This is a genomic window from Streptomyces sp. NBC_01549, assembly GCF_026339955.1.
Taxonomy (GTDB): Bacteria; Actinomycetota; Actinomycetes; order Streptomycetales; family Streptomycetaceae; genus Streptomyces.
Genome location: NZ_JAPEPW010000003.1, coordinates 605458 through 631348 on the forward strand (window position 1 = coordinate 605458; position 25891 = coordinate 631348).

A 25891-nucleotide genomic window follows, 5' to 3' on the forward strand; every position below is an offset into this window, starting at 1 on the left:
GGCCGGCCACCAACATGGACCCCGGCGGCAGCTGATCGACGGCATACGTTTCCGGGTCCGCACCGGCATCCCGTGGCGGGACATGCCCGAGCAGTACGGGCCGTGGAGCCGGGAGTACGACCTGTTCCGCCGCTGGCAGCGCAACGGCGCCTGGTCGTTGACAAGTCATGTCGCAGCTGTAACCGCTGACCCTCTGCATCGTTAACCGGCCCGTATGGGGAGCGGAATGTTCCGCCCTGTCCCTTGGTTTAAGGAGCTGATATGTCCGTACCCGGACGTTGGGCCGGTGCCGCAGTACTCGCCGTCACCCCGACCACGAAGCATCATCTCTCGCGTCGTTCACCCGCAACCATGCTCATGGTCGGTGGCGCGGCAGCCGCCGCGCTCGGGATGTTCGGCGCCCCCCAAAGCGCAGTGGCAGCCGCTCCGGACAGCTTCTCGTGCAATGGCCAGATCTTCTACGTGGCCACGAGCACCGCTACAAACCAACTCCAGCTCGGTGTCGCCGGACCGGGCACCGTCTCCTTCTCCCCCCTCGGCCCGGCCGTGCCGGCCTACAACGCGATGGGCGTGGATCCCGCCACCCACTACGTTTTCGCCCTGCGCGTCCGCGACGCTCACCTCCTGCGGATTGACAAGGCGGGCCATACCACTGATGTCGGGGCGGTCGCCGGCCTCCCGGGCGCGGGATACTTCATCGGAGGATTCGACGACGCGGGAAACTATTACGTTTCCGGCCCTGACCCTTCCGTCCTGTACAAGATCAACGTGCGCACGCGGAGGGTGACCGGCGTTGTCCACCTGAAGTCCCGCCTGCAGGGAGCCGACATTACGTACTCGGCGGGGTCCTTCTGGGCGGCCACGAACGACGGAGGCATCCAGCGTATCAACCTTGGGACGGGAGCCGTCGTCAAGTTCGCCTCGCCCCTGCCGGCCGTCAAGCCCGGCTACGGCGGTGCCTTCACCTACGGCAACGGTGACCTGGGCTTCTTCAACAACAGTGGATTTCTGGCCCGCGTTCACGTCGCGCACCCGGACAGCGCCAGTCCCGTCTTCCATCTCCTGTCCAGGCAGAGCACGCGGCCCGGCGGCAACGTCGACGCGACCTCGTGCTTCGTGGCACGCGCGGACCTGTCGGTGACTAAGACCGGGCCCGCCTCGGTCACGGCCGGCGACCGGGTCACTTACCAGATCACGGTGACCAACCACGGCCCCTCCGACTCCTCGGGCTGGACCGTCAACGACGTCCTCCCTGCGGGCCTGCTCAACCCCAGCAGCCCCACCCCGGGCTGCACCATCAGCGGTGACAAACTCTCCTGCACCGGCGGAAGGCTGGCCGTCGGCGCCAGCCACACCATCACCGTCACCGGCACCGCCGGCTCCGGCGGCACCACGTTGACCAACACCGCCACCGTCTTCGGCAACGACCCCGACCCCAACCCAGGCAACAACACCTCCTCGGTCCACACCGCCGTCGGCGTCCCGCGCGGCGCGATCGGCTCCCCGGGCATCCTCTCGGGCAACGCCGTCCAGATCCCGATCCACGCCCCCGTCAACCTGTGCGGGAACACGATCGACATCATCGGCGTGCTCAATCCTGCGTTCGGCAACACCTGCGCCAACACCTGACGCAGGCGGTCGGCCCCGCTCCCCTCCCCTTCGCTCCGAGGGAGTGTCATGAATTAGGTGGGAACTTCACCGGAAGGGACACCTGATGACGATCCAGAAGACTCACTCTCTCGAGACGGTGGGCGGCGTGTCGCTTGCCACTGACGGGGCGGCCGCGGACGGTGCGGGCATGAGGAGAACGCAGGAGTCCGTGGACGGGCTGGGCCTGGACCTGCTGGACGCGCTGACGCTGCTGGCCCAGGACAGGGTCCGCGGTGGTGGGCTGAGGCTGGTCGGTGAGGACGGTCTGCTGCCCGCGATCACGCAGCACCTGATGCAGGCCGCCCTGGAGGCCGAGCTGGATGAGCATCTGGCCGCCGAGGCCGAGCGCGGCGGCGGGCGGGGCTCGCGTTCGGGCGGCAACGGCCGTAACGGGTATCGCACGAAGAAGGTGATGAGTGAGGTCGGGCCGATCACGCTGCAGATCCCCCGTGACCGGCTGGGCACTTTCCGGCCCCGCATCCTGCCCAAGGGTGCCCGTCGCACCGGTGCTCTGGACGAGATGGTGCTCTCGCTGACCGCCCGCGGCATGACCTCCGGGGAGATCGTCGCGCACCTTGAGGAGGTGTACGGGATGAAGACGTCCAAGGAGACGATCTCCACGATCACCGACAAGGCCCTGGACTCGATGAACGAGTGGCGCACCCGCCCGCTCGACGCGGTCTACCCGGTCGTCTTCGTCGACGCCATCCACGTCAAGATCAGGGACGGGCAGGTCGCCAACAGGCCGATCTACGTGGCCATCGCGGTCACCGCCGACGGCTACCGCGATATCCTCGGCCTGTGGGCCGGCGACGGTGGCGAGGGCGCCAAGTTCTGGCAGCAAGTCCTCACCGACCTGCGTAATCGCGGGGTCAGAGACGTCCTCATGCTCGTCTGTGACGGGCTGTCCGCTCTGCCGGACGCGGTCGCGAACGTGTGGCCCCAAACCGTTGTGCAGCGCTGCGTCGTTCACCTGATCCGGCAGAGCCTGCGCTACGCCTCCCGGCGGGACTGGCCCGAGGTCGCCGCCGACCTCAAGCCCGTCTACACCGCCGTCAACGAGGCCCAGGCCCGCGAGCGGCTCGACGAGTTCGACGCCAAGTGGGGCCACAAATACGGCTCGATCGCCACCGTCTGGCAGCGCGCCTGGAGCGAGTTCGTACCCTTCCTGGCCTTCCCCGACTCCATCCGCGAGGTCGTCTACACGACCAACAGCATCGAGTCCCTCAACGCCCGCTACCGCCGCGCGGCCACCGCCTGCGGACACTTCCCCAACGAACAGGCAGCACTCAAGAGGATCTACCTGGCCACCCTCGCCCTCGACCCCTCCGGCCGGGGACGCAAACGCTGGAACAACAAGTGGAAGGCAGCATTGAACGAGTTCGACCAGCTCTTCGACGGCCGCCTTACCGCCGGACGGGTATAAGCCAGTCGGACCAACCAAAAACCACTAGGCCAAAGGGCCTAAAAACACCTAAATCATGATAGACCCCGCTCCGATGCTGTTGGTCAATTCGGGGCCTTGCGTGACGTCGGCCTTCAAGACCCGGTTGTGGTCTTGAAGGCCGAAGTTGTCGTATGGACCTAACGGAGGGCGTTGTCACGTTGTTGGGTGCGTGACTGTCTGATGGTGCGTCGGGGTGTGGTGGGTCTGCGGTCCGGGCCTGTGTTCAGGCCGTGGCGGGCAGGCTGGCAGTGCCGGTGATCTGGTCCCAGATGGCGAAGCGGATGGTCATCTCGGCTCGGTGGTCGAAGGCTGTCATCAGGTGGCGGTGGGGTCGGAAGTGGGGTGAGATGCCGCTGAACGCGGACAGGAACCGCTGGGCCGCGCCCACACTGCGGAAGTCCTTCATCGCGCGTTCACGCTGCCTGGTGGGCTGGTGGCTGTTCTCGGCCCGGTTGTTCAGTCCCTTGTGGGAGCGGTGCTCGACGGAGGACATGACCTCACGGTGGGCCGCGCCGTAGGAACGCAGCTTGTCCGTGACGACCCCCCGCGGCACCGCACGCGTCCTCTTCATCAGACGGCGGAAGAAGCGCCGGGCCGCGGCCTTGTCCCGCCGATTCTGCACGAGGATGTCCAGCACCATTCCGTCCTGGTCGACGGTCCGCCACAGGTACTTCAGCTCCCCGTTGATCCTGACGAACACCTCGTCCAGATGCCATTTATCCCCGGGCCGGGGACGGCGGCGGCGCAGTCCGTTCGCGTAGGCCTGGCCGAACGTGGCGCACCAGCGGCGCACTGTCTCGTAGGAGACGATCACGCCGCGCTGAAGCAGCAGCTCCTCGACCTCGCGGAAGCTGAGCGGGAAGCGGAAGTACAGCCACACACAGTGCGAGATCACCTCGACCGGGTACCGGTCCCCCTGTACGACGGCGACGCACTCCCCACCGACAACCCCCCTACAGCAGATCAACCCGAAGATCATCCCACCCGGTCAGCCAACGTGACAGCGCCGTCAGCTGTGGCCGAAGGCCGCCGCGGTGGCCACGCACGAGAGCGATGTGCTCGACGAGGTCACCGAACGCAGGCTGCTGACCAGGAACTTGCGGACCGTCAACGCCCTGACGGACCCGACGGTCCTCGAGCCTGTGATCGCCGGTGTGACCGCGGGCTCAAAGGGGCGGGCACAGTGTCGCCGGTCGGGCGCCTGTCCATGTGTGAGTGGGGCTGCCGCATGGACAGGCGTGACCGTGGGCCTCAAGCCGCTTCGAGGAAGGGGTAGTCGGTGTAGCCCTCGGCGCCCGGCCCGTAGAACAGTTCCGGCCGCGGCTCGTTCTCCGGGTGGCCACCCTGCCAGCGCTCGACCAGGTCGGGGTTGGCGATGAGGGCCCGGCCCACGACCACGGCATCGGCGTGGTCGGCCTCGATCTGCTGGAGCGCCTGCTCGCGGGTGGTCTGCCCCCGAAGGGGCCGCTGTTGACGATCAGCTTGCCGTCGAAGCGCCGCCGCAGCTCCTGTACAAGGTCGCCGCCCGGCTCGGCGTGCAGTACGGAGAGGTAGGCCAGGCTCAGCGGGCGCAGTTGGTCCATAAGGGTGCCGTAGGTGGCCAGGACGTCGTCCCGGTCGGTCTCGAAGACGTCCCCGAGGTCGACCTCCGGCGAGATCCGCAGCCCGACCCGCTCGGCACCGACGGCCTGGGCGACCGCCGTGACGACCTCGACGACGAAGCGGGCGCGGTTCTGCGGCGAGCCGCCGTATCCATCGGTGCGCTGGTTGGCCGCCGGGGAGAGGAACTCCTGGAGCAGGTAGCCGTTGGCGCCGTGGATTTCCACGCCGTCCGCTCCCGCCTCGACGGCCCGGCGGGCCGCGGTGACGAAGTCCTCCAGGGCTGCCCGGATCTCTGCGGTGGTCATCGCTTCCGGTACGGGGTAGGGCTGCTCGCCCTTCTCGGTGAACGTCTTGCCGTCGATGGCGATCGCGCTGGGGGCGAGGATGCGGCGGCCGCCGTTGATGTCGGGGTGGGTGCCGCGGCCGGCGTGCATGATCTGCAGGACGATGCGGCCGCCCTCGGCGTGCACCGCCTCGAACACCCGCTGCCAGCCGGCCGCCTGCTCGTCGGTGGCGATGCCCGGCTCACCGACATACCCCTGCGACGCGTTGTCGGGGTAGGTGCCCTCGGTGATGATCATTCCGACGCTCGCCCGCTGCCGGTAGTACTCGACCATGAGGTCCCCGGGGATGCCGGAGGAACCGGCCCGGACCCGGGTCAGCGGTGCCATGACGATGCGGTTGGCGAGCTCGATCTTCCCGAGGGCGACGGGGGAGAAAAGCGACGGAACGGACGAAACTTCTGAAATGTTGATAGTCATCGGTTTCTTTCTGCAATACGGACGAAAACGGGATGAAGGTCTGCGACGCAAGGGGTCCACGCTGTCCCGGCGGAGGCGCGGATGCGGTCCTCGGGCAGGCGCGGGCCCGCTGACGGTGACGCGGTTCCAGGACTGCGATCGGGGTGTGGGTGGTGTTGGCGGCGAACGCGGGGGCGAACGCGGTGAGAGCCGCATGCCGTCGGCGTCGGCGTCGACGCCGGTCAAGCGCAACTGCCCGCCGAAGTACGGGCGTTCGCTCCTTGCGCACGATCAGCAGTAAGCCAGGTGACGAAGTCATGGATGCCGCCGCCGGAGTCGGTACGGATCGGTGTCTGCAGGCCGCGCCGCGACCGGCTCCCTCGTCGCGCCCCCGCGAAGGACCGATACACGGCTTCACCTGGAACGCGCTTCCGGCGGTGGCGGGAACAGCGATCTCAGCGATCCTCGTTCGCACCGGCGAGGCACTTTCGCCGGCCGATCGCCCATCGGACATCCTGCTTCACGAAGGCGCGGGCCTAGTTGAGCGGCACGTCCGCGACGGCCTTGAGGTGGCTGAACGCCTCCAGGGAGTACTGGCCGTGGTATCGGCCCATGCCGCTTTCGCCGACGCCGCCGAAAGGCAGTCCCGGCATGAGCAGTTGCATCACCGGCTGGCCCCAGGCAACGCCGCCGGAGGACGTCTCGTTCAGGCGCCGTCATTGGTGACGGCGTGGTCGGGCTGTGCACGGTCTTGGCGGCCAAGCGCCTGGGCGCCGAGCAGGTGTGGAGGCTGACCGGCGGACGCGGTCCTCGAATGCGTCGGCTCGATGCCGACCCTGGCCACCTCCTTCAGCGCGGTTCGCGACGGCGGGGTGAGCAGCCGTGTCGGCGTCCCTTCCCACACCGACGGCCCGATCTGGGTGGACACGATCACGCGGAACATCACGCTGACCGGAGGCGTGGACTCCGCTGCCAGTACATCGACACGGCCCTGCTCGACGTGCTGGAGGGCCGTATCCAGCCCGGCCGCACTTTCGACCAGGAAGGAGTCCTCCCTGGAGCAGACCCCGGACGCCTGCCGGGCCATGGCCGATCGCCGTGTCCTGAGGGGCTCTCATCACCTTCTGACCCCACGCCTGCAGCTCCGGGGAGCCTCCGCCGCCCGCCAACCCACCGCGGGGCCGGCACGGTTTTACTGCTGGAGGGCAAGCGGGTGCGCGAGCGCATCTCCTGAGTGGAGCGTGAGCGGTCGTGGTGCGTGTGGCAGAGGCCGTCCGTGTCGTGTTCCGGGCGGCCTCTGTGGCGGTATGTCGAACGGTGGTCCGTGTCGGGGCCGTTCGGGTGCTACTCGTCAATGCTGGGTGGTGTGATGCACGTTCACTTGGTGGCGTAGACGGCGGTGTAGCCGCCGATGAGATGACGGGCGTCCGCTTTGGCGAAGCCGGCGGCCTGGAGCCACTGGGTGGCGTCGGCGACCGTGTACTCGGATCCGCCCTCGGTGTCGATGAGCATGTTGAGCGAGAGCATCAGGCCGTAGGTGTTGTGGCGGCGCTCGTCGTCGATCATGGCGTCGTAGACGATGAGGGTGCCGCCCTGGGGCAGGGCGTCGTAGGCCTTCTTGAGCAGGAACTGGCGCTGTTCCAGGTTCCAGTCGTGGAGGATCTGTCCCATGACGTAGACGTCGGCTTCGGGCAGGGGGTCGGAGAAGAAGTCTCCGCCGTGGAAGGTGAGGCGGTCGGTCAGGCCGTGGGCGGCGACGAACTCCTCGAACACCGGGCCCACGGGGGGGAGCTCGAAGACGGCGCCGGTGATGTCCGGGTTGGAGCGCAGGACGGCGGCCGGCACGGCGCCGAGGGCTCCGCCGAGGTCGATGACGTGGCGGCGGCCGGTCCAGTCGAAGTCGGCGGCGAGAGCGGCGGCGAGGGGGGTGCTGACGCCGGTCATGCCGTTGAGGAAGTTGCGCCAGGCGGCCGGGTCCTGGCTGAGCGTGGCGAAGAACGGGGCGCCGCTGTGTGCGACCTCGTTCTGCAGGGTGCCGGTCTGCAGTGCGTTGGTGAGGTTGTTCCAGAAGCCGAAGAGACGGGCGTTGGCCATCTCGAGGATGCCGCCCACGTACGAGGGCTTGGCCCGGTCCAGGAACACGTCCGCGGCGGGGGTGTTGCGGTAGGTGCCGTCCTCGTCGCGGGTCAGCACGTCGAGTGACACCAGGGCGTCGAGGAAGTCCGCGGAGGACCTGGGGTGCAGGCCCGCCTCGGCGGCGAGGGACTCGCGGTCGCGGCCGCCGTTGGCCAGTGCGGTGAAGATTCCCAACTCCACCGCGCTCAGAAGCGTCTTGGAAGCCATGAAGCCCAGGCCGAGCTGAAGAAGCGGCTCAGGGGTGATCGGGTCGTTGACCGACATGTGTGTCTCCACTTGATGTTGGAAGTTGAATAGTAAACATTTTTTATCCGTGACCGACCATGCGACTGTCGTGCGGCGTGAAGCGAGCGTGCCCGGCGGGCGGAAAGAGCCCTCTGACCACCCGAGTTGCCTTTTCGGGCACAGTCCTGTGACGCCCGGCCTTCGGGTGGCGGGCGGGCGTCAGAGTGTCTTGGTCCGGCCGCCGTCGATGAGGGTCTCCGTTCCCGTGATGTTGGCGGCGAGGGGGGAGGCCAGGAAGGGTGAGGTCGGCGACCTCGTGTGCCTCGGTGACCCGGCCCGAGCTGATGCCCATGCTCTGCGGCACGACCACGTCCAGCGCTTCCTGGGCGGTGGTGCCGGCGGCCGCGGCGGTGGCGTCGGCGAAGCCGCCCGGCGCCGTCCAGAACGGCGTGCGGACCGGTCCGGGTTCGAACCTGACGCGGAATTTGTTGAACCTTCCGCGAGCCCGGCCCCGTGTACCTCGCGATCGCACGTCAACGCATCGGACCGGGGGAATCGCAATGGCACGTCGGCACTCGAGCCCCGAGGACTTCCAGCTTCTCGGGATGGACTCGAACCCGGCGCCGGGCGACCCCGACCTCATCCAGGGCATCGTGACGCGCTACCGGGACATCGGCGACGCCGCGGAGAAGGCGCTCAACGTCGTCAAGAAGGACGGAACGATAACCAAGGGCAAGGGTTCAGCGATGGAGGCGCTGACGGCGAAGATCGGCGACGATCTCCCCGACAAGCTGACCAAGACGATGACGTCGTACCACGACGCGGCCGAAGTGCTCGATCCCGGATTCCGCATCCAGCCTTCTGGCTGGCGAGTCGCAGACTGCCCTGGCCTGCCCGACGGCCCCAAGACGTCCTAGGTCATTTTCGGTATCGCCGGCACGCACAGCCACGCGAGGCCTGCGGCGGCCAGGTAGGCGAGCGCGCCGATGGCCATGCTGGTGCGCAGCCCGGTGTTGTAGTCGGTGGCTGTGGCGAGCAGGCTGCCGCCGAGCGCGACGCCGGTGGCGCTGCCGATCTGGCGGGTGGTGTTGAACAGGGCGGAGGCGGCGCCTGAGTACGCCGAAGGGGCGGCACCCATCACGGTGGCGGTTGAACCGGTGAGGGCGAAGGAGGTACCGAATCCCGCGGCCATCATCGGGGCCACCAGCAGCGGGTAGGCGGGGTCGGCTCCCGCCGCGGACCAGCCGGCCACCCCCAGGGCGGCCAGGAGCATGCCGGAGATCACCAGTGGACGATCGCCGGTGCGGCGGGTCAGCCGCCCGGACAGGACGGACGCGAACATGGTCATCGCCACCGCCGGGAACAGCGCCAGCCCGGTGCCGAGGGCGCTGAAGCCGCGCTGGTGCTGGAATTCCAGACTGGCGGTGAACACCATGCCGTAGAAGCCGAAGTTGAACAGCAGGCCGATGACGGCTCCACCGCTCATCGTACGAGAGCACAGCAGGCTCGGCGGAAGGACAGGAGAGCGGGCCAGCCGCTCGCGCACCGCGAACGCCGCGGCGGCCAGCACCGCCAGGCCCACCCCAGCGAGAACAGCCGGATCGGACCAGCCTCGCCGCCCGGCCTCGTTGAGCGCCGCGGTCAGCAGCGCCACCGCCGCCACCACCGCGCACTGCGCCGGCCAGTCCAGGGCCCGGGCGGCTCGCCGGGGCGAGAGCGCCACATGCCGCAGCGTCAGCACCAGGCAGGCCACACCGACGGGCAGGTTGATGAGGAACACCCAGCGCCAACCCATCGTGGAGACGAGCAGCCCACCCAGCAGCGGACCAGCAGCGGCCGCGATGCCCGCCATCGAACCCCACAGTCCGAAGGCCCGCGAGCGTGCGGCCGGCGCCGAGTAGGCCTGCTGGAGCAGGGCTAGGGAACCGGGCACGATCAGAGCCGCACCGAGCCCCTCCACCAACCGGGCCGCAACCAGGGACGGGGCGCTCGGCGCGAGCGCGCACGCGGCCGAGGACAGAGTGAACACCGCCACGCCCGTGCAGAAGACCCGACGGTTGCCCAGCCGGTCACCGAGCGCGCCACCGGTCAGCAGGAACCCGGCGAAGACCAGGGTGTACCCATCGGTGATCCACTGGATGCCGGTGAGCGAGGCCGACAGTTCGCGGCCGATCACCGGCACGGCGACGTTGATGGCCGTCACATCCAGGATCACCATGAAATACCCGGCACACACCGCCAGCAGCGGTGCCCAGGACCGTCGCTCGGACTCCGGGGCCGGCTCGGGAGAGGGCATCGACTCACCACCGCCGGCCGACTCCGCGAACGCCACGGCCCCAACTCCATCCCATCCGCCGAGACACGACACAAAAGGCCATAATAAGGGACATATGCGAGACTGTAAGATCGCCCGGTTGCAGCTCGTGGACCTACCTTGGCTGGACTCCCGAACCCGACCGCAGCATTCCGATCACCGTTTCATACGACCTCTTGCCAAGGGCACGATCAGGCTCCCCTGGCAAGGACCGGGGTGCGCTCGCGTACACAGCCAGCGAGGCCGCCGGTGGACATCGACCCTGCCCAGCAGACCGCCCTCGCCGAGCGACTCGCCGCCTGCCCCGGCCAGCCCGTCACCGTCCGGGCCCGGATTCGATGCCGTCGCATCTTGATCGCCCACCTACGCCTCCGCTCCGCAAACCGGCCAACCGCCGCACCGAGATGATCTCCAGCTACGAAAACCTTGCCGGCGCCGTGAACGTGGCAATCACGTGCGGATCAAGGCGAACATGCTCAGTCATAGATGTGTTGAGGCGGCACGCGTCGTGGCAGTGGCAGACGCCATTCGCCCAGCCGGGCGACGAGGATCCGCCGGGTCAGAGTTCGTACCTCACTCCAGGTCACGTCGGCAGTCAGTACATCGGCCCACCGGCCGGCGTGACCGTGGACGTTGCTATCGCCGAAGAACCGGTCGATGGTCTTGAGGTCCTGGAGGGCTGCCGGTTCGAGAGTTCCCCGCTCCGCCATTCCTTCGGCCAGATGCAGGATGAATTCGACGTCGTCGGCGACGGCGGCAGTCCTCACTTGGTGCTCGCGGGCCCAGGCCAGCTGATCAGAAGGATCAGCGGCAAGGACGGCCAGCAACCTCGCTATCCAGCGCTGCCAGTAGTCGTTGTCGTCGAGGCTCATGCGAACAGGGTCGCACTGGACCAGTTCAGCCCACGAGCCTGAGCACGTTCGCTTATGTACTTGCTGAGCACTTTCCCAAGTACGCCGACACGTCGTGCTGGAGAGGTGCCAGGATCCAAGGGTCACGACCACGCCCCGGGCCATCCCTGCAAGAGCGACGGCACCCTACCTCGGTCCAGCGCTTCTCGCGGCCGACCGGCCCAGCGGGTGTCAGTCTTGTTCGCCGTCGTGCGTGTGCGTGTAGGTGGTGGTGTAGTCCTCCACAGGCGTGGCCATGTCCGCGGCGTAGTCGGCGCGCGCCTGGCGGTCGGCCTCGGTGATGTCGGGGTGGACGGGGGGCGTGTGGGGTGCTGGCCAGAGTTGGACCAGGTGGCGTTCCCCGTGGTCGCCGATGCCGGGTTCGGGGTCGTCGGCGTGGCAGTACAGGCGCATCCGCACCCAGTCCGACCCGTCGGATGAGAACGGGAACTCCAGGGGAGGTTCGTCGTCCGGCCACGCGTCCAGGATGTCGCCCTGCTCGAGGGTGGCGACGTAGAGGGCGGGGAGGTCGGCCTGCAGGCTGATCTCCTCGGCGGGCTCCCACTCACCGCCGGCCTCGGGTGCCGGCGGGGCATCGTGGACCTGGACGGTCAGCTGGAGGGGGCCGGTGTTGGTGACGGTGACGGTGAGGACGACGGCGCTGGCGTCGGTGGCCGGGCCGCAGCGCCAGCCGAAGGGCATCTCTTTGGGGTATTCGTAGTCGTCGGTGAAGCCGATCAAGTAGCCGCCTTCGCCGAGGTCGACGGTGAACGACGATGCACGGACCAGCATGACCGGCGGGTGTGCCACCTCACAGGGGCGCCAGGCAGTCGAGGGAACAACTCCAGGAAGTTGACCGTTCATCAAAGTGTGGCTGCGGAGGGGACAGTGTCCCCGGGCCTCACCTACAGCCCATGGGGACGATCGTCCGGCTGAAGCCCCATGGAGCCTTCCGCCGAGAGGCGACCGCCCTCCGCAGGCACCACCCACGGCCCCGGCTGGTCTCCCCCGTCCAGCCGGGGCTTTCACGCGCTGATCACCGGCGCGGGCCGTCAGGGCGCAGCTACGAATCCACGAGGTACGCCTTCTCACCCATCATCAGCAGTGCGTCGGCGGGCCCTTTGATGCACGCTTTCCCCTCGAGTCGGCGTCGGCCGCGCGGTGGACAAACGGCGAACCGGTCACCGCCAGCGGTGGCGCGCCCTGGTCACCGCAGGGCAGGCGGGTGCTCGCACAGCGCGGTGATGTGCCGATGCCGTACGTGGCGGCTGGCGGAATTCCCCTCAGCCGAGACCGAGGGTGCTGAGGGCCGTGGTCCAGTCGGTGACGATGGCCTTCTGCGCGGCCGTCAGGGAGACCTTCCCGGCGCAGACCGCGGTGTGGAGTTTCGTCTCCTCCGGGTCCTTGCGGTTGTTGACCCCGCCGCCCCTCTTGTGGCCGGGGTCCGGCGGCTCGACCCATAGGTTGCGGGGATCGTTGGGGTCGCCGCCGAGCTGGAGGCTGATGAGGTGGTCGTACTCGGCATCGCCCATGGGGCCCTTGTAGCCGTACGAGGCCGCGTTCAGCGTCTTCTCCTTGCCGGTGACCGTCGTGGACGGCCGTATACCGGAGGTGTAGCCGCCCTTGCGGCAGATCGTGGACTTCACATTCGCCTGCGTGACGGCCGGAGAGATCGCGCCCGGAGTGCACGCCGGGTCCTCCAGCGGCTCCCCCTTGCCGTCTGCGTCCACCGCGACCGAGGTACCGGCCGGCAGCGGTGCGCTGCCGCGGACGTCGACGACGGTGGCCAGGGCGAAGGGACGTGCCCCACGGCACCAGCGGCGCAGTGTGTCCGCGATGTTCAGCATGGGTCGCCTCTCCGTGGTTCGCCGTGCGGGGGATCTGGCGGGCCGCCGCCACGCCAGCGGGGAGCGTAGGCGTCGGCGGCGGCCCTCGGGGTCCGGCAACCCGACGGGGGGACAGATTGCCGGACCGGTCGGTGGCCCTTCACCGAAAGAAAAGCCCGGGCTAGAGCAACGCCTCGGCGGTGATGGGCAGTTCGCGGATGCGGCGGCCGGTGGCGTTGAAGACCGCGTTCGCGATGGCGGGCGCCACGCCGACGAGGACGACCTCGCCGAGGCCCTTGACGCCGAGCGGATCGGCCTCGTGATCCTCGCCGTCCAGATAGATCGCCTTGACGTCGGGGACGTCGGCGTTCACCGGAACGAGGTAGTCGGCGAGGTTGGCGTTGACGATCCGCCCGTCGCGGTGGTCGGTGATCGTGTGTTCCAGCAGGGCCTGGCCGATGCCGCCCACGATGCCGCCGATGGCCTGGCTGTCGGCGAGCTTTGGGCTGATGATGCGGCCCGCGTCGTACACACCGAGCATCCGCCGCACCCGCACCAGACCCAACGTGGCGTCGACGGCGACCTCGGCGAAGGTGGCGTTGTAGGCGGACATCGAGTGCCGCTCGGGACGGGACGGCCCGGCGTAGGAGCCACGTACTTCCAGGTGGGAGCGCTTGTTGCGGGCCAGCAACCGCTGGTAGCTCTCCCCGCGAGCCGGGTTGCCCTTCATGTGCAGTCGACCGCCGCGTACGACCACGTCGTCCTCGTCCACTCCGTACAGCGGTGACTCGCGGTCCTCGACGGCCAGCTTGATCGCCTGCTTCCGGACCTTGTTGCATCCGTCGAGGACGGCGGAGCCGACGCTGGCCATGGTCTGGGAGCCGCCATGGGGCGGAGTCGGCGGATAGAGCGAATCTCCCAGCCGGAAGGTCACCGAGCGGCCCCGGCGTTGCAGCCCTTCTTCGAGCCGGTGAGGCCGAGGTGCTCGCGGAGCAGGTCCAGCAGCGAGGTGCGGTTGTCGATCGTCACGGTCCGGTGGGTGCCGTTGACCGTCAGGGAGACGCGGCTGGAGGGCGGCCGCTCGGCGGCCGTCGCCTCCTCCGGGTCGAGGAGGGAGGTCCCTCCGATCACGCCGCCCGCGACGACGGCACCACCGACCGCGGTGCTGGTGGCGATGAACGTGCGCCGAGTGGGCGCCGGGGAGGACTCGCCGGCCCCGGTGGGGGGTGGAACGTCAGACTCGGGGAGTTCAGTGGACATACGTACGCCTTCGTATCGCGGACGGATCGGCCGTACACAACAGCGGGACGGGAGAGTGGATCGTCGTCACCGCAGGGATATGGGCAACCGCGCACTTTGGCAGCGGCGACTGGTCACCTGGGGAGTCTTGCACCACCGGCAACACTCGTGGCAGGGAGACTTTCCTCCCCCTTTACGCTCCGTCAGGAGCGACGGGCCGACGTCGTCGGGGGCACTTGCGCGCGGGGCGAGGCAGGACAGAGCCGCGTCGCCTCCCCGAGTGTGGGGTGGCGTCCGCGTCGCTCATCGCGTCGTTGTGCGTGGCGGACTGATCGTCCGCTTCGAGCAGGTCTCTGACCACGGCCCTTCTGCGGGATGCCCTGACGTCCTGTGTGAGCCCGGGTTGCGTGATCGACGGGCCGGGGCTACTGGTTGCGGATGCGGGGGCCGTCGTACTGCTGGTCGGTGACCGGCTCGGCCCAGGCGGTCTCGGGGGCGCCGTCGCCCGTGCCCTCCCACAGGGCGATGTGCTCCATGAACCGGTCGGGGGCGGCGCCGTGCCAGTGTTCCTCGTGCGGCGGGCAGGCGACCGTCTCGCCGGGGTGGGCCTCGAAGACGGTGCCGTCCCGGGTGCCGATCAGGGCGATGCCGGAAACGATGTGCAGGGTCTGGCCCAGGGCGTGGGAGTGCCAGTTGGTACGGGCGCCCGGTGAGAAGCGCACCAGGTTGGCGCGCATCCTGGACGGGGCCTGGCCGGCCACGATGACGTCCCACCAGACGTCGCCGGTGAACCAGTCCGCCGGGGCCTTGCTGCTGGGCTGCTGCTTGATGAATTCCATGGTGTCTCTGAGCTCTCCTTCGAGCGTGGGCCGTCCCTAGCGGGCGACGTAGCCGCCGTCCACGGGGAGGGCGACGCCGACGACGAAGCCGGCGCCGGGGCTGCACAGCCACAAGACGGCCTGGGCGATCTCCTCGGCGGCGCCGAGCCGGTTGATGGGCTGGTTCGCCTCGGCCTCGGCGCGGTCCAGTTCCCCTTTGGCGATCATGTCGCTGACCATAGGGGTGTCGATGGTGCCGGGGCAGACGGCGTTGATGCGGATGCCGCGCGGGGCGTATTCGAGGGCGGCGCTGGTGGTCAGGCCGATCACGCCGTGCTTGGAGGCGTGGTAGGAGGCGCGGCCGGGGAGGCCGACCAGGCCGCCGAGTGAGGAGCAGTTGACGATGGCGCCGCTGCCCTGGGCGCGCATGTGCCGCAGCTCGTGCTTCATGCAGGCCCACACGCCGCGGAGGTTGATGGCGTTGACGCGGTCAAACCGCTCGGCGGGTTCGTCGGCGGCGTCGCTGGGCGGGATCTGGATGCCGGCGTTGTTGTAGGCCATGTCCAAGCGCCCGAAGGTCTCGACGGTCCGGTCGACCGCGGCCGCCACTTGGTCCTCGTCGCTGACGTCGCAGGTGAGGGCGAGTGCTCGGTGGCCGGAGTCGGTGAGTTCCTTGACGGCTGGGTTCAGGGCGGCTTCGTCGATGTCGGTCAGGGCGACGGCGGCTCCGGACTCGGCGAACGCGCGGGCGGTCGCCAGGCCCATGCCGGCGCCGGCTCCGGTGACGAGGGCGACCTGGCCGGTGAAGTCGTACGTGGGGTTCACGTCGTGGTCTCCGTTCGAGTGCAGGGGGGTGTGGTGGCGCCGCGAGTGGCGTCGGGGCTGCACGGATGGGCTGCGTCGGCACGACGCCTTGCCATGAACCGCCGTCAGACGGTCTGGCCGCCGTCGACGACCAGGGCGTGGCCTGTAGTGAAGGAGGCGGCGTCAGAGCAGAGCCAGAGGACGGCGCTGGCGATCTCGTCCGGTGTGCCGAGGCGTCCGATCGGTTCGTCCGCGATCAGCGCGTCGCGTCCTCCGGGTGTGCATTCGGCGAAGCGCCGGATCATCTCAGTGTCGATGATGCCGGGGCAGACGGCGTTGACGCGGATGTTGGATGACGCGTAGTCGAGGGCAGTGGAGCGGGTCAGACCGATGACGTCGTGCTTGGCCGCGGCGTAGGCCGCCTGCCCCTTGAAGCCCTTGACACCGGCGCCGGAGGAGGCGTTGACGATCGCGCCGCCCCCCTGCCGGAGCATCAGGGGGATCTGGTGCTTCATGCTCAGGAACATCCCGGTCAGGCTGACGCCGATGACGCGGTCCCACTCGTCCTTCGGAATGTCCGCGGCCGGCTTGACCGGCTGCTCGACGCCGGCGTTGTTGAAGGCCGCGTCGAGTCGTCCGAAAGCCTGAATGGTGTCGTCCAGCGCGGACCGCACGTCGTCTTCACTGGTGACGTCACAGGCAAGGGCCAGAGCCTGCCCGCCCGCCTCCTCGACGAGCCGTGCGGTCTCCCGCAGGCCGTCCTCGGACAGGTCGGCGAGGGCGACGCGGGCGCTCGCGCGGGCGAAGGCGACGGCGGTGGCGCGGCCGATGCCGGAGCCGGCTCCGGTCACGAAGGCCGCCTTGCCGGTGAAGTCCGCGTTGTTCACAGTCATGTGCAGATTCCTCTCGCCTGCTGTGCGTCGTCGGGTTCGTGTCGGCAGTGCGCGGACCCGGGCTTGAGTCAGTGCTGCGACGACACCTCCGCGGGTTCGTCGTGTCGCGTGTGCGTGGGAGCGCTGCTCCGGGCCACGATCCGGCCCTTGTGGGAAGTGCCGTGGACGGCGAGGGCGATCAGAGGCAGCAGCGTGAGGGCGGCGATGACGGTACCGACCAGGGGCGGTCCGGTCAGGCCGAGGGAGGAGTCCAGGGCCGTACCGGCGATCGCCGAGCCCGCGGCGATGCCCGTGTTGAAAGCGGAGGTGGTCAGCGCCGAGGTGAGGGTGGGGGCATCGCCCGCGAAGCGCATGGCGAGGGCCGTGACGACCGGGTTGACCGTGAAGCCGGTCAGGCCCATGAGGAAGACGAGGAGGGTGGCTGTCACCGGGTTCCCGGACAGCGGGATCATCAGCGGCAGGACCAGGGCGGTGGCCGTGGCGGCCGCGATGGTGGTGACCATCGGACGTCGGTCGCCCAGGCGGCCTCCGGTGGTGGTGCCGCCCAGGGCGCCTACGCCGAAGGCGATGAGAACGAGCGGTACGGCCCCTGCGGGGATGCCTGCACGATCGGTCAGGAGCGGCGTGATGTATGTGTACGTCGCCAGGACACCGCCCATGATCAGCATGGCGGCGCCGAGCGCCAGCCACAGCCGGCCCTGGCGCAGAGCCCGGACCTCGGACCGGATGGACACCTCGGCGTGCTGTTCCTGGGACGGGATGAAGCGGCCGATGAACACGGCGGCGAGCCCGGAGAGGACGGCCAGGGCCCAGAAGGGGCCGCGCCAGCCGGTGAACTGGCCGGCGAAGGAGCCGATCGGCACGCCGACGACGTTGGCCAGGGTCAGGCCCCCGATCATGACGCCCGTGGCGCGGGTGGCGTTGCGCGGGCCCGCGGCGGTGGTGGCGACGACGAAACCGACGGACCAGAACGCTCCGGTGGCCAGAGCCGTGACGACGCGGGCGATGAGAACGACCGAGAAGGACGTGTTGAGCGCGGCGACCAGATGTCCGAGGCAGAACACGGACAGGGCCAGGACCAGCGTCTGGCGCTGCGGAAGGCGCAGGGTAGCCATGGCCATGGAAGGCGCGCCGACGATCATTCCGATGGCGAAGGCGGTGATCAGCAGGCCGGCGTGGGAGACGCTGACTCCGAGGTCATCGGCCAGCTCCGGCAGCAGGCCGGCGACGACGAACTCGGTGGTCCCCATCAGGAACGTGCCGGCGGCGAGCACCCAGACGACGAAGGGAAGCTTGCCGGAGGTGGTCCCGGATGCGGAAGGCATACGTGTGGTCTCTCCTTGCGTGGTAATCGGGGGGCGTGGTGGCGGTTGAAGGTGTCGCGGCGGACAGCGGACGGCGCGGCCACGTCTTCGACGGTTCCATGGATCGAACCGGGCGAAAAGGGGAGGGTCTTCTCCCCCCTTCTTGCGTGGCGTCTCGTGCGGGGCGAGCGGTGGGGTGGGTCAGGGCGCGGCTTCGATGGTGATGCGGTCGGCCCCGGCAAGCCTGTCGGCATCGGCGTCGATACTGCCGAGGATCAGCAGGTCGTCGGAGGCGGAGTCCCCGTCGCGGTAGAAGAGGGCCAGGTTGCCCCAGGGCGCGTAGTAGGTCAGGTCGCCGGCCTTGGGCGCGCCGGGCTCGGGAGCGCCGGAGGTGGTCAGCCTGCGCGGCAGGTCGGCGATCCGCTCCGTCTGGTGGAAGTCCTCCAAGTCCAGAGTGAGCGGGAGCAGCTCGGCGAAGTCACGGGCGGCAGGACTGTCGTTCAAGGTGGCGTCGACGGGGCGGCCGTCGAGGGTGACCCGGATGTCCATGGCGGTGTTCCTGTCGGATGATGCCGTGTGTGCCTCGGATGTCGGCGTCTGCTGCCAGGTGGTGGTGGTCGCAGACGGGGAGGCTGGGGAGGTGTTGGTGCAGGCCGCCGCGGTCAGCACGAGAGCGGTGGCCGTGACGGCACGGGCGAGGACACGGAGGGCGGCCGAGTTCATGGGCGTCGTCCAGTGGCTAGTCGGGCAGGGGCTCGGCGTAGTGGCGGAATCCGTCCCGCTGCTGGTGGATGTCGTACAGCCGCTGTGCCAGCACATCGGGGCTGCTGTGCTCGGCGTCGGGCCGGATGGCTCCGGGGATGATCAGCTGCGCGGCGTGGATGTTCTCCCCGGCGAGCGTGTCATGCAGCATGCTGGCGTAGGCGCTTTCGGCGGCGAACGCGATCGAGGTACCGGCGACGTTCGGGTTGGGGCGTGCGGCGCTGGAGCCGTTGACGAACAGCACGGTGCCGCGGCCGAGGGCACGCATGCCGGGCAGGACCGCGTTCACGGCGGTGACGGAGCCCTTGACGGAGAAGGCGAGCGGGGCGTCGAGGTCGTCGGCGCTGCTGTCGAGGACCGGCTTCATGAAGTCGGCGCGCGGCACCGGGCTGTACTGGAGGATCTCGATGGGGCCCAGATCGGCCGCAGCCGCGTGCAGGGCCGTGGTCAGGGACTCGATGTCGAGGACATCGGCGGTGAAGCCGCGAGCCTGGATGCCGTCACGGGCCAGCTCGGCGGTCATCTCCTCCAGGCGCTCGGCGTTGCGGGCGATGAGGGCGACGGCGTGGCCGGCGACGCCGAAGCGGCGGGCGGTGGCCAGCCCGAGACCGGGGCCGGCGCCGATGAGCGCGAAGGTCGTCATGGGATTTGTCGTTCCTTGTGTGAGGCGGTGGCTCCCGCCCGCATCCGCGCTGCCGGTGATGCGGCCCGACGGTGTGGGTGCACGGCGGGAGGGGGCTGAGGGCCGGTGACGATGTGCGCCAGGCGCCGTCCGGTGCGGCCGTACGCGGTGCGCGGCGTGCGATCAGGCCAGGTTCTTGCTGAAGAACTCCTCCAGCTTGTCGAACGGGATCAGGTCCGTCTTGTCGTAAAGATCGACGTGGCCGGCGTTCGGGACGACGTGGAACTCCTTCGGCTCGGACGCGAGTTCGTAGGCGTCCTCGCTGAAGTACCGCGAGTGGGCGTTCTCGCCGACGACGAACAGGATGGGCCGCGGCGAGATCCACTCGATCTTCGACAGCAGCGGGAAGTTCATCAGCGACATGCCGCTCGTCAGCGTGAACTGGGTGATGGAGTTCGGGTGGTAGCCACGAGGAGTGGAGTAGAACTCGCCGAACTCACGGCCGATCGGGTTGGTGTTCTCGTCGAACCCGATGGGCGCGCCGCGCGGGGTCAGGGCGGGGGTGTGGGCCTCGAAGTCCGCGTACCGCTGCTCGGCGATCGCGTCGAGCATGGCGCCTCGCTCCTCCGAGGTGAGGGAGCCCTGCCAGCCCTCGGCGGAGATCCGGGCGATGTCGTACATGACGACCGTGGCGATCGCCTTGATGCGCCGGTCGACCTGGGCCGCGCTGAGTGCGAAGCCGCCGCTGCCGCACATACCGACGACTCCGATGCGGTCCCGGTTCACGAAGTCACGTGTGCCCAGGTAGTCGACGGCCGCGCCGAAGTCCTCGGTGAAGACGTCGGCGGAGGAGACGTGTCGCGGGTCGCCGCCGCTGTAGCCGTTGTAGGAGGGGTCGAAGGCGAGCGCCACGAAGCCACGCAGGGCCAGGTTCTGGGCGTAGATGCCCGGCCCCTGCTCCTTCACGCCGCCGTACGGCGCGCCGACGATGATCGCGGGGTGTTCCTGGGAGGCGTCGAAGTCCTTCGGCTGGTAGAGGTCTGCGGAGATGGAGATCCCGTACCTGTTCTCGTACGACACCGGCTTCCGGGTGACGTTCTCGTCCAGGCCGAAGATGTAGTTGTCCACTGCAGGCATTTCTTGTCTCACTTCTGTGGTGCTCGACAGGGACAGCCGGTCACCGGGCTGGGGGTCAAGGCTTGAGGAGTGCCTTGATGGCGCGGCGCTCGTCCATCGCCTTGTAGCCCTCGGCGCCCTGCTCCAGGGGCAGGGTGAGGTCGAAGACCTTGCCCGGGTTGATGCGGCCGGAGAGGACCCGGTCGATCAGATCGGGCAGGTAGCGGCGCACGGGGGCGGGGCCGCCGCGCAGGCCGACGTGGGAGAAGAACAGCTCTTGGCCGTCGACGGCCACGTCGTGAGGGACGCCGACGAAGCCGACGTTGCCGCCGGGCCGGGCGGAGTGCAGGGCCTGCCGCATCGACTCGGCGGTGCCCACGCACTCCAGCACGGAGTCCGCGCCGATGCCGCCGGTGAGGTCCTTGACGCGGGCGATGCCTTCATCGCCGCGTTCGCTGACGATGTCGGTGGCGCCGAATTCGAGGGCGAGCTTCTGCCGTGATTCGTGGCGGCTCACGGCGATGATCCGCTCCGCGCCGAGTTCCTTCGCGGCGATGACACCGCACAGGCCGACCGCTCCGTCTCCGACGATCACGGCGGTGGAGCCAGGCTTGACCTCGGCGGCGAGGGCGGCGTACCAGCCGGTGCCCATCACGTCGGAGACGGCCAGCAGGCCGGGCACCATCTCGGCGTCCGGGTGCTCGTCGGTGGCGACCAGGGTGCCGTGGGCGTTGGGGATGCGCACGTAGTCGGCCTGACAGGTGCTCATGAACTCGCGGTGCAGGCAGTTGGACTGCCAGCCGTTGCGGCAGTTGGCGCAGGTGTTGTCCGAGGTGGCGAAGGAACCGACCACGAACTGGCCCGGCCTGACGTTGGCGACCTCGCTGCCCACCTCCTCGACGATGCCGACGTACTCGTGCCCCATCGGGTGCGGGTCGCGATGGGTTCCGCGCCCCGGTAGGGCCACAGGTCCGAGCCGCACACACAGGTGGCGACCGTGCGGATGATCGCGTCGGTCGGTCGGAGGATCTTCGGGTCGTCGAGGGTCTCGAAGCGCACGTCGCCGGGGGCGTAGATGACTGCTCCGCGCATGGGGGTGCTTCCTTCGGTGCGAGGGTCGGTGAGCCGCAGCCGGTGATCGCAATCGGCTGCTCGACATCGAGCCTCACACGCGAGGGCAGGCGCCAAAAGCGGAGAAATTCATCCTGGGAGGGGCACGGCCCCGGCGTTGTTCGGTTGTGTCCGGCTTCGTGGTAGTTGATCAGATGCCGTAGACGGCGAAGGCGTCGTTGTGGTTGAGGAGATCGCGGCGGGCGTGGGCGATGTTGGCTCGTCCGGCCAGGCGGAGCGTGCTGATGCCCAGGTTGCGGAAGCTGGCCAGTGCTCGGGGTGCGGTGCCGGTCCTGACCTGGGAGTTGTCCTCATGGAAGGTGACGTCCCGCACCCAGTGGATCTTGTTTTCTATGGACCAGTGGACCCTCTCGTAGTGGTTGAGGTGAGCGGGGCCTGCGAGGTGGGCGGGCAGGCTGGTGACGCCGAAGACGATCTCCTTCCCGGTCCAGGTTCCGTCGAGGCCGCCGGTGTCACGGCGCAGGCGGAAGACCTGTCCCGCGCCGGGGAAGAGGGCGTCGTCGGCTTGGGCGGTGCGGATCGTGCGACGCTCGGTGCGCCCGTGCCCACGGTCGTCCTCGGCCTCGGTGGTCTCGGTCCACTCGGCGTCGGTACCGGCCAGCAGCGCCTGGGCGGCGGCGCGGGCCAGCGGCTGGTTCCCCTTCAGGATCAGGACGTAGTGGGCGTCGAGCCGGTCCGTGATCAGGTGGGCGGTCTTCTTCGTGGTGTGCAGGGCGTCCAGGGTGAACACCCGGCCGGACAAGGCGAGTTGGGCCAGCAGCATGCGGGCCGCCTCGCCCTCGCCGCGCTTGTCCGGAACCTGCCTCTGGCCGAGGACCGCGCCGCTGGCGTGGTCGACCGCCCCGACCAGGAAGACCCGCCCCGATTCGGTGCGGGCGCCGGTCAGGGCCTTGCCGTCGAGAGCCGCAGCGGGCAGCAGCCCGGCCGGCGCCGGGTGTTCCACGGCCCGCTGGGCGGCGCGGCGCTGTTCGCGCTCGATGGGCCCCGGGGTGTCCGGGACCTCGGGCGTCGGTGCCTTTCCGGTCGCGACGTCGGTGACGTATGCGCAGGTCGCCGCGTCCAGCACGTCGGCATCCAGGTCGGCGAGCACGCGGCGGAAGGTGCGCTCGCTGGGCACAAGGTACTGGCCGGCCAGCGGGTCGTACCGGGCGCCGAGGCGGGCCAGTTTGACCTGCGGGGCGCGGGCGGACCACTGCCAGATCGCGGTCATGGAGTCACCACCGACCACCAGCGTCGCGCACGCGGCCAGCACCAGGATCACCACCAGGGGATGCCGCCGCCCACGCTCCGCACGCCGGTCAGGGACCTGCCGCAACCTGCTGACCAGCGCGGATTCCACTGCCACAGGGTCGGCGGCGAGCTCGGCCTCCCACAGCGCGAGATCGGTGAGCTGGCCAAGGACAGGGCTGATCAGGGAGGATGCGGACACGAGCGCGGCTCCTGAGACGATCTTCTGGCGTAGGAACCTGAAAGATCATCAGAGGCCGCGCTCGTCTGGCAACTCACACCCCTCCCCCTGGGCAAACGACCCAAAACCCATCAAAGATCAACTACGCCGGGGCCGTGCTGGGAGGGGAACATCCTGGGAGTAAATTCTCCCCCCTTTCGCGAGTGGAATCGGTGTCATGCTGGGAAGCATGACCGCCAACGTCCCCCTCAATGAGCTGGGAGAATTCCTCAAGAAGCGCCGCTCCGAGCTGAGCCCGCGCGCGGTCGGACTGCCCGAAAGCGACAGGCCCCGCCGGGTGGACGGGCTGCGCCGTGAAGAAGTCGCCCAGCTCGCCAGCATCAGCACCGATTACTACACCCGTCTCGAACAGGGCCGCATGCAGGCATCGGCGCCCGTGCTGGACGTCCTGGCCCGGGTACTCCATCTGGACGACGACGAACGCGGCTACCTCTTCCAGCTCGCCGGCAAGACCACCACCCGCACCCGGCGCCGCGGCCGGCAGAAGGTCCAGCCGCAGCTGCAGCGGGTCCTGGACGACCTCACCGCCACGCCGGCCATCGTGCAGGGCCGGCGCGGGGACATCCTGGCCTGGAACGCGCTGGCCGCCGCCCTGGTCACCGACTTCTCCCGAATCCCGGAAAAGCACCGTAATTATCCGCGGATCCAGTTCACCGATCCGGCCATGCGCACCCTGTACGCCGACTGGGAGACCTCCGCGCAGATCTCCGTCGCTCAGCTGCGCATGGAGGCCGCCAAGTATCCCGAGGACCCCCGCCTGATCGAGCTGGTCGGTGAACTTTCCATGCGGGACAAGCAGTTCGCCCGCTGGTGGGGCGATCACCACGTCGCCGCCCGCACCGTCGGCACCAAGACCCTCAACCACCCGGTCGTCGGCGAACTCGTCCTGGACTGGGACACCCTCACCGCCAACACCGACCCCGACCAGAACCTCACCGTCTGGACCGCCGAACCCGGCTCCCCCACCCACGAACGACTGCGCATCCTCGCCTCCTGGGCCGCCGACCAGGACCTGCCGGCCTCCTCCCCCCTCAGCTGACCGCGACGGGCCGCCGCCATGGGAACGCGGCGGAGACGCGGCGGCCGCCAGCCCGTCCCTGGGTCGTCGTCAGCCCGGTGCACCAGGCCATCGCCCTGTTGGAGTCGCTGCCACGAGACGGACCTGCGGCATTGTCAACTTGGCTGGCATGCATGGGCCCTGGGACGAGCTTCGAGTGGTTGGGCATGGGAGGGGACATCGTGGCGCCGTTGTACAAGGGCTACCGGTTCCCGGCGGAGGTCATCGCCCACTGCGTGTGGCTCTACCACCGTTTCACGCTGAGTTTCCGCGAGGTCGAGGAGCTGACGCTTGCGCGCGGCGTGGTCGTCTCGTACGAGACGGTCCGGCAGTGGTGTGCGAAGTTCGGTCCGGCTTATGCCCGTGAGCTGCGGCGCCGCCGGCGGCGGGCTGGGGACAAGTGGCACCTGGACGAGGCCTTCATCAAGGTCAACGGTGAGCGCCGGTACCTGTGGCGAGCGGTCGACCAGGACGGCAATGTCCTGGACATCCTCGTCCAGAGCAAGCGGGACGCGAAGGCGGCCAAACGGTTCCTGGCCAAACGGATGAAGAAGCAGTGCCGGGTGCCGCGGGTGCTGGTCACCGACAAGCTCCGTAGTTACGGCACGGCCCACCGCGAACTCATGAAGTCGGTCGAGCACCGGAAGTCGAAGTACCTCAACAACCGGGCGGAGAACTCCCACCAACCGACGCGGCAACGCGAACGCGCCATGAAGGGCTTCCGCTCCGCGGGCGGAGCCCAGCGCTTCCTGTCGGCCTTCAGCGCGATCTCACCGCACTTCCGCCCCCGCCGTCACCGCCTCACCGCCCCTGACTACCGGGCTGAGATGACCCGCCGCTTCACCACCTGGAACGACGTCACCGGCCTGCCCACAGCAGCCTGACCGCAGCACCACCACCCCCACCCGGCCTCGACTTGCCCCGGCCCGGGATCACCCCATCAAGTTGACAACGCCCGCTTCAACGCCTCCGTGCCGTGCGAGGGCCTACGTCCGCTGCGTGACCCGGACGCGATCGAGCTCGACGAAGACGGCGCGGAGGAGTAGAGCCCTCAACCAGGTCAGGCCGATCAGCCTTGTAGGGAGCGTGTCCATTCCTGCGCCTGTCGGGGCCGGGCCGTCTATCGCGAACGCCTCAGCTCCACGTCCCGCAGCGGCCCTGAGTCGCATCAGTCGAGGGCGTGGCTGCGGCCGGTCTGCAGGATCTCGTCGGAGAGCTCGGGCTCGACGTGGCATACGGCGCGGGCGAGCATCAGCGCGCCGACCATTTCGCTGAGCAGGCGGATGGCCCTGTGGCGGGCCTCGGCCGGGTCGAGCTCGTGGCCCTTCTCCTCGGCTTCGCGCAGGAACTCGGCGGCGAAGCCGGTGAGGTAACCCTCGACGCCTTCGGCGTACGCGCTCTGCACGGCTTCGCTGTGCCGTCCGGCGTCGGTGACCAGGGAGGCGGAGGGACAGCCGCCGTCCGGGGCGTCACGGTGCGCGGTGGACAGATACCCGGCCACGACCCGCTCGAGCGGAGAGCCGGCCTGGCCCGGACCGTCCTCGATCGTCTGGGCCAGGACCCCGAGCGAGGCGGCGTAGGAGGCGCCGCACACCTCCACGACCAGGTCGTTCTTGGAGGCGAAGTGGTTGTAGAAGCCGCCGTGGGTGAGTCCGGCTTCCTTCATCAACTCGGCGATGCCGACCGCGTCGATGCCCTGCGAGCGAAACATGCGGCTCGCCGCTTCGAGGATGTTCTGCCGGTTGCGGGCCTTGTCCTGCTTGGTGATCCGCGGCATGGCCGTCCTCTCGCGTCGCTCTCGATTTGACATCTTTAATGATGCCTCTCATCATAACAGGAGTTGCAAT

23 protein-coding genes and 5 pseudogenes are annotated in these 25891 nt (G+C 69.0%); 6 read left to right on the forward strand and 22 right to left on the reverse strand.

The genetic code is table 11. The annotated features are described in order from the left end of the window. The first annotated feature begins 43 nt into the window (after positions 1-43). The 3 genes from OG819_RS49060 (at position 44) to OG819_RS49075 (ending at position 3076) form a co-directional block, all read left to right on the forward strand. Complete coding sequence (locus OG819_RS49060; RefSeq protein WP_266638746.1) at positions 44-205, forward strand: transposase; 162 nt, start codon at positions 44-46, stop codon at positions 203-205. A 56-nt stretch (positions 206-261) separates the two neighbouring features. Next, on the forward strand, positions 262-1629 hold the full coding sequence (locus OG819_RS49065; protein ID WP_323138065.1) for a chaplin family protein: 1368 nt from the start codon (positions 262-264) through the stop codon (positions 1627-1629). Positions 1630-1714: 85 nt separating this feature from the next. After that, the gene (locus OG819_RS49075) at positions 1715-3076 is read left to right on the forward strand and encodes an IS256 family transposase (protein ID WP_266647762.1); all 1362 of its coding nucleotides are present in this window, start codon (positions 1715-1717) and stop codon (positions 3074-3076) included. Positions 3077-3320: 244 nt separating this feature from the next. On the opposite strand, the gene OG819_RS49080 is transcribed toward OG819_RS49075, so the two are convergent. From OG819_RS49080 to OG819_RS49105, 6 genes and pseudogenes are all read right to left on the reverse strand, one after another. Next, positions 3321-4076: an IS6 family transposase gene (locus OG819_RS49080; protein WP_266656178.1), complete on the reverse strand. Its 756-nt coding sequence runs from the start codon at positions 4074-4076 to the stop codon at positions 3321-3323. A 272-nt stretch (positions 4077-4348) separates the two neighbouring features. Next, positions 4349-5460: pseudogene (locus tag OG819_RS49085) on the reverse strand (alkene reductase). Between the two features lie 97 nt (positions 5461-5557). Next, positions 5558-5813 (reverse strand): annotated as a pseudogene (locus OG819_RS49090) (hypothetical protein); the annotation flags it as partial. Positions 5814-5975: 162 nt separating this feature from the next. Further along, positions 5976-6149, reverse strand: coding sequence for an aldehyde dehydrogenase family protein (locus tag OG819_RS49095; RefSeq protein ID WP_266656535.1), 174 nt, complete (start codon positions 6147-6149; stop codon positions 5976-5978). Next, positions 6146-6526, reverse strand: a complete 381-nt coding sequence (locus OG819_RS49100) for a hypothetical protein (RefSeq protein WP_266638164.1) — start codon at positions 6524-6526, stop codon at positions 6146-6148. The genes OG819_RS49095 and OG819_RS49100 overlap by 4 nt, the downstream gene beginning before the upstream one ends. 290 nt (positions 6527-6816) lie before the next feature. Continuing rightward, positions 6817-7839, reverse strand: a complete 1023-nt coding sequence (locus OG819_RS49105) for a methyltransferase (RefSeq protein ID WP_266638166.1) — start codon at positions 7837-7839, stop codon at positions 6817-6819. A gap of 521 nt (positions 7840-8360) precedes the next feature. On the opposite strand from OG819_RS49105, the gene OG819_RS49110 reads away from it, so the two are divergent. Then, on the forward strand, positions 8361-8717 hold the full coding sequence (locus OG819_RS49110; protein ID WP_266638170.1) for a hypothetical protein: 357 nt from the start codon (positions 8361-8363) through the stop codon (positions 8715-8717). On the opposite strand, the gene OG819_RS49115 is transcribed toward OG819_RS49110, so the two are convergent. The 15 genes and pseudogenes from OG819_RS49115 to OG819_RS49185 form a co-directional block, all read right to left on the reverse strand. Next, positions 8714-10096 (reverse strand): MFS transporter, encoded by a 1383-nt coding sequence (locus OG819_RS49115; protein ID WP_323138226.1) that lies wholly within the window; start codon positions 10094-10096, stop codon positions 8714-8716. The two genes, OG819_RS49110 and OG819_RS49115, sit on opposite strands and share 4 nt — an antisense overlap. Positions 10097-10590: 494 nt before the next feature. After that, positions 10591-10986, reverse strand: coding sequence for a hypothetical protein (locus OG819_RS49120; RefSeq protein ID WP_266656180.1), 396 nt, complete (start codon positions 10984-10986; stop codon positions 10591-10593). Between the two features lie 210 nt (positions 10987-11196). After that, the gene (locus OG819_RS49125; RefSeq protein WP_266656182.1) at positions 11197-11796 is read right to left on the reverse strand and encodes a hypothetical protein; all 600 of its coding nucleotides are present in this window, start codon (positions 11794-11796) and stop codon (positions 11197-11199) included. A 491-nt stretch (positions 11797-12287) separates the two neighbouring features. Continuing rightward, a complete protein-coding gene (locus OG819_RS49130) occupies positions 12288-12851 on the reverse strand; it encodes an XdhC family protein (protein WP_266656184.1) in 564 nt (187 codons plus the stop codon). Positions 12852-13011: 160 nt separating this feature from the next. After that, positions 13012-13770 (reverse strand): annotated as a pseudogene (locus OG819_RS49135) (xanthine dehydrogenase family protein molybdopterin-binding subunit); the annotation flags it as partial. Continuing rightward, positions 13770-14090: pseudogene (locus tag OG819_RS49140) on the reverse strand (twin-arginine translocation signal domain-containing protein); the annotation flags it as partial. The pseudogenes OG819_RS49135 and OG819_RS49140, both read right to left, overlap by 1 nt. Before the next feature lie 404 nt (positions 14091-14494). Next, a complete protein-coding gene (locus OG819_RS49145) occupies positions 14495-14908 on the reverse strand; it encodes a cupin domain-containing protein (RefSeq protein WP_266656186.1) in 414 nt (137 codons plus the stop codon). A gap of 36 nt (positions 14909-14944) precedes the next feature. Beyond that, positions 14945-15712: a glucose 1-dehydrogenase gene (locus tag OG819_RS49150; protein ID WP_266656188.1), complete on the reverse strand. Its 768-nt coding sequence runs from the start codon at positions 15710-15712 to the stop codon at positions 14945-14947. A 104-nt stretch (positions 15713-15816) separates the two neighbouring features. After that, positions 15817-16584, reverse strand: coding sequence for an SDR family oxidoreductase (locus OG819_RS49155; protein WP_266656190.1), 768 nt, complete (start codon positions 16582-16584; stop codon positions 15817-15819). A 68-nt stretch (positions 16585-16652) separates the two neighbouring features. Further along, the gene (locus OG819_RS49160; protein WP_266656192.1) at positions 16653-17909 is read right to left on the reverse strand and encodes an MFS transporter; all 1257 of its coding nucleotides are present in this window, start codon (positions 17907-17909) and stop codon (positions 16653-16655) included. A gap of 180 nt (positions 17910-18089) precedes the next feature. After that, positions 18090-18611, reverse strand: a complete 522-nt coding sequence (locus OG819_RS49165) for a cyclophilin-like fold protein (protein WP_266638184.1) — start codon at positions 18609-18611, stop codon at positions 18090-18092. Positions 18612-18627: 16 nt separating this feature from the next. Then, positions 18628-19293 carry an SDR family NAD(P)-dependent oxidoreductase gene (locus tag OG819_RS49170; protein ID WP_266656194.1) on the reverse strand — a complete coding sequence of 222 codons (666 nt, stop codon included), beginning with the start codon at positions 19291-19293 and terminating at the stop codon, positions 18628-18630. Positions 19294-19455: 162 nt separating this feature from the next. Then, positions 19456-20409 carry an alpha/beta hydrolase gene (locus OG819_RS49175; protein WP_266656196.1) on the reverse strand — a complete coding sequence of 318 codons (954 nt, stop codon included), beginning with the start codon at positions 20407-20409 and terminating at the stop codon, positions 19456-19458. A gap of 55 nt (positions 20410-20464) precedes the next feature. Further along, positions 20465-21480 (reverse strand): annotated as a pseudogene (locus tag OG819_RS49180) (zinc-dependent alcohol dehydrogenase family protein). Between the two features lie 169 nt (positions 21481-21649). Next, entirely contained in the window at positions 21650-22948 is a 1299-nt protein-coding gene (locus OG819_RS49185; protein ID WP_266650140.1) for an ISAs1 family transposase, read from the reverse strand. 196 nt (positions 22949-23144) lie between these two features. Here OG819_RS49185 and OG819_RS49190 point away from each other — a divergent pair, with 196 nt between their 5' ends. Further along, positions 23145-24026 (forward strand): helix-turn-helix transcriptional regulator, encoded by an 882-nt coding sequence (locus OG819_RS49190; RefSeq protein WP_266656198.1) that lies wholly within the window; start codon positions 23145-23147, stop codon positions 24024-24026. 185 nt (positions 24027-24211) lie between these two features. Next, the gene (locus OG819_RS49195) at positions 24212-24928 is read left to right on the forward strand and encodes an IS6 family transposase (RefSeq protein ID WP_266656200.1); all 717 of its coding nucleotides are present in this window, start codon (positions 24212-24214) and stop codon (positions 24926-24928) included. 284 nt (positions 24929-25212) lie between these two features. On the opposite strand, the gene OG819_RS49200 is transcribed toward OG819_RS49195, so the two are convergent. Then, entirely contained in the window at positions 25213-25821 is a 609-nt protein-coding gene (locus tag OG819_RS49200) for a TetR/AcrR family transcriptional regulator (RefSeq protein ID WP_266638194.1), read from the reverse strand. Between the last annotated feature and the right edge of the window lie 70 nt (positions 25822-25891).